Genomic DNA, 2779 nt, shown 5'->3' with positions numbered 1-2779 from the left:
GTGCGCATGAATGCGTCGGACTGGCTGCACAAGCCGCTCGACGCCAAGGAGCTGCTCAACGCCGTCACCTTCCACGACACCGGCAACCAGGGCACCAAAAGCCGCATCGTCACCTTCATTGCCGCCAGCGGCGGCGCCGGAGCGACGACGCTGGCCATCTCGGCGGCCGAGCACCTCGCGTCGAAATCGGCCGAGCGGGCGGCGTCGACCTGCCTGGTCGACCTCGACTTCCAGAGCGCCAATTGCGGCGCCTATCTCAACCAGTTCAACCAGTTCGACCTCGCCGGCATCATCGGCCAGCCCGAGCGGCTCGATGTCGAGCTGATGGACGTCATCAAGCTGTCGCGGCCATCGGGCCTCACGCTCTATTCCTTCGAGCGGCCGCAATTGCCGTTCGAGCCGCGCGGCGCCGATTTCGTCTTCCGGCTGCTCGACCTCGTCGCCTACCGCTTCGACGACATCGTCATCGACCTGCCCAACATCGAGACGCCGTGGCACGAGTCGGTGCTGCGCACCAGCGACGAGATCTTCATCGTCTTCGAGCTCAACGTCGCCTCGCTCAGGCAGGGCAAGCGGCTCTACAAGAAGATCCGCGAATTGCGCGGCAACGGCGTCTCGATCACGCTCGTCGCCAACAAGCACAAGCGCAAATGGTTCGGCAACCACTTCTCGCGCAGCGAGCTGGAGAAGATCTTCAAGGCGCCGCACATCAAGTCGCTGGTGCTCGACAACGCGCTGCTGGCCGACGCGCTGAACCGCGCCATCCTGCCCTCGGAGGTGGACGGGCGGGCCCGCTTCAACAAGGACCTGAAGCGCATGTTCAAGGAGCGGCTGGACAATGCCCAGCGCTAGAGCAACTCCAGGAGATCCGGGCAGCGGTTTTCCATCAGGAATTGCGAGAACGCAAATGCGGCGGATAGCGACACGCCTGGCCGGCGCCTGCCTGATCGGCATCGCGCTGGCGGTGCCTTGCGATCTCGCGGAAGCCGGATCGGGACTGCCGCCGCTTCCCGCCATGGGCCCCAGCCTGCGCAAGACGGTCGCCTTGCAGACCGGCGAGCAGCCGGGAACGATCATCATCCGCAAAAACGAGAAGGCGCTCTATCTGGTCACGAACAAGAGCCAGGCGCTGCGCTACCAGATCAGCGTCGGCCGCGACGGCTTCGGCTGGACCGGCACCGTCAAGGTCGCAGCCAAGACCGAATGGCCGGAATGGCGCCCGCCCAAAGAAATGCGCGTCCGCCAGCCGGAGCTGCCGGCGATGGTGCCCGCCGGTCCCTACAATCCGCTCGGCGCCAGGGCGCTCTATCTGTCGCGCGACGGGCGCGACACGCTCTATCGCATCCATGGCACCAACGATCCCAAAGGTGTCGGCTTCGACGGCACGTCCGGATGTTTTCGGCTGACGAACACGGATGTGATAGATCTCTTCAAGCGCGTCGCGGTGGGCGCAAAGGTGGTGGTTGAATGACGATGATCAGCGAGGCGGATATTCCGGCAATCGAACTCAGCGAACGGGAAAAGGCGCCGGGCAGGCCGAGCCGGGCGAGAACCATCGGCGTGGTCGCGGCCGGCGCGGTCCTCGTCACCGCCATCAACGTCACCGCCGCCTTCTATCTCTATCGCGGCGTCAACGACCTTCGGGCATTGGAGGCGCGGCTGGACCAGCTCGGCCAGTTCGAGCAGAGGATCGGCGCGCGCATCGATACCGTCAACAACGGCTTTCAGAGCCGGTTCGAGACGCTGGACCGGCAGCTGCAGGCGAGTTTCGGCCAGATAAACGGCAATCTTTCCCGGCTTGAGCAGAGCCAGCCCGTCGCCGCCGACGCCGAGCCGCCGCGGGCGCCAGAGCCCAGTTTCGCCAACACGACCGTGGCCGAGGCCTCGGCAGGTGAAAACCCCTCCGTCGGCGCGCCGGCATTCAAGGGCAAGGCCGCGCCGCCCGGACCCAATCCGTCCTATCAGCGCATCCAGCAGGCCGACGGCAAAGTCTACTACAAGAAGATCAACTGACGCGGCATCGGGCGATAGCGGAAGGCATTCCGATCAGCGGGGTCTACAGATCACGCTGCAGCGCCAGGATGCGGACGGCGCGGGCTTCGGCGCGCAGCCTCGCCTCGCGCAGGAAGGCGACATGGCAATAGGCGCAGGCCGCAAGGCCAAGGCACAGCACCATGCAGTTTTTCAAGCTGAAGTCGATCGCCAGCGAGAATTGAAAGCCGCGCGGCGCCGTGAAATTGGCGATCGTGCTCGCCGTTTCCGAACGGCTGCCGGCCGCTATCATCAGACCGGCGAACATCAGAGCGGCATGGTTGGCGAGGAAAAAGCCGGCGGATCTCTTGGCATGGCAAGCCATCCAGCAGGCGCCTGACGCAACGACGATGACGGCGGCATCGACGGCCATCGAGCCGCCGAGATAGAAGTCCACCTGCTGCCAGAACATCGTCGAGAAGGGGCGCAGCTCGAGCCAGATGCGCCACATGGTCGGGCTGGCCGAATAGGTTCCGAGCAGAAACGTCGCCGTCCGTTCCGCCGCCAGCAGGAACAGCATGAGAGCCGGGAAGGCAAAGAGCAGTGTCGGCTTGCGCGTCATGTCATCCCCCTCGACATCCGATGCTCGATTGTAGGCCGCATTGGTTGCGCGAGACTTAACGCAAAGCCTTGCTTTTCAAGCGATGTCATCGGCGCCTAATGTATGATCCGGTGAAACGACGAGGCGGCGCTTTGGGCGAGGCGAAATCGACCGGCCGGCTTGCCACGACGCTCGGCAGCCTCGGGC

Annotated in this window: 4 protein-coding genes; 3 read left to right on the top strand and 1 reads right to left on the bottom strand. The window is 64.7% G+C overall.

Going from position 1 to position 2779, the window contains the following annotated elements:
• The 3 genes from EOA60_RS27295 to EOA60_RS27285 form a co-directional block, all read left to right on the top strand.
• On the top strand, nucleotides 1-852 hold an 852-nt coding region (locus EOA60_RS27295), incomplete at its 5' end, for an AAA family ATPase (RefSeq protein WP_128312185.1).
• Between the two features lie 55 nt (nucleotides 853-907).
• On the top strand, nucleotides 908-1471 hold the full coding sequence (locus EOA60_RS27290; RefSeq protein ID WP_095826446.1) for a L,D-transpeptidase: 564 nt from the start codon (nucleotides 908-910) through the stop codon (nucleotides 1469-1471).
• On the top strand, nucleotides 1468-2013 hold the full coding sequence (locus EOA60_RS27285; protein WP_095826447.1) for a hypothetical protein: 546 nt from the start codon (nucleotides 1468-1470) through the stop codon (nucleotides 2011-2013). Before EOA60_RS27290 ends, EOA60_RS27285 begins: the two co-directional genes overlap by 4 nt.
• 43 nt (nucleotides 2014-2056) lie before the next feature.
• Here EOA60_RS27285 and EOA60_RS27280 read toward each other — a convergent pair whose 3' ends face one another.
• Nucleotides 2057-2593, bottom strand: a complete 537-nt coding sequence (locus tag EOA60_RS27280; RefSeq protein WP_095802505.1) for a hypothetical protein — start codon at nucleotides 2591-2593, stop codon at nucleotides 2057-2059.
• Nucleotides 2594-2779 lie beyond the last annotated feature (186 nt).

Source organism: Mesorhizobium sp. M1A.F.Ca.IN.020.06.1.1 (genome assembly GCF_004023265.1).
Taxonomy (GTDB): Bacteria; Pseudomonadota; Alphaproteobacteria; order Rhizobiales; family Rhizobiaceae; genus Mesorhizobium.
This window is presented reverse-complemented; position numbering and strand designations above follow the sequence as displayed.